This is a genomic window from Paenibacillus glycanilyticus (assembly GCF_023715145.1).
Taxonomy (GTDB): domain Bacteria; phylum Bacillota; class Bacilli; order Paenibacillales; family Paenibacillaceae; genus Pristimantibacillus; species Pristimantibacillus glycanilyticus_A.
In genome coordinates this window covers 1-402 of sequence record NZ_JAMBNP010000068.1, presented here as the reverse complement: position 1 = coordinate 402, position 402 = coordinate 1, and the positions used below count along the sequence as shown (strand labels likewise).

The 402-nt window shown below is 57.2% G+C and carries 1 protein-coding gene; it reads left to right on the top strand.

What is annotated here, in order from left to right; genetic code table 11:
• Positions 1–102: 102 nt before the first annotated feature.
• Positions 103–402: FAD-dependent oxidoreductase (locus tag M3194_RS30990; RefSeq protein WP_251657993.1), on the top strand; the 300-nt coding region annotated here is incomplete at its 3' end.

Sequence of the window (402 nt, the reverse complement as noted above, 5' to 3'; positions counted from 1 at the left end):
ATCACATAACACGCTCAAATAACGCGCGAATATGCTCGAAATCAAACAATAACCTTACTAATTGTGGCTAAATGGTGTTAAACGAAAGCAGAGGAGCTGAAGATGACGGGACGTCTTGATAGCGAGGTCATTATCATCGGCGGCGGAGCAACCGGCGCCGGTATCGCCCGCGACTGCGCCCGGCGCGGATTACGAACGCTGCTCATTGAGCGCCATGATATCGCCACCGGGGCGACCGGCCGGAATCATGGACTGCTGCACAGCGGCGCCCGCTACGCGGTGACCGACAACGAATCCGCCCGCGAATGCATCAGTGAGAACCGCATCCTGCGCCGCATCGCCCGCCACTGTATTGAACCGACCAATGGGCTGTTTATCACCCTGCCTGAAGATGACCTGGCA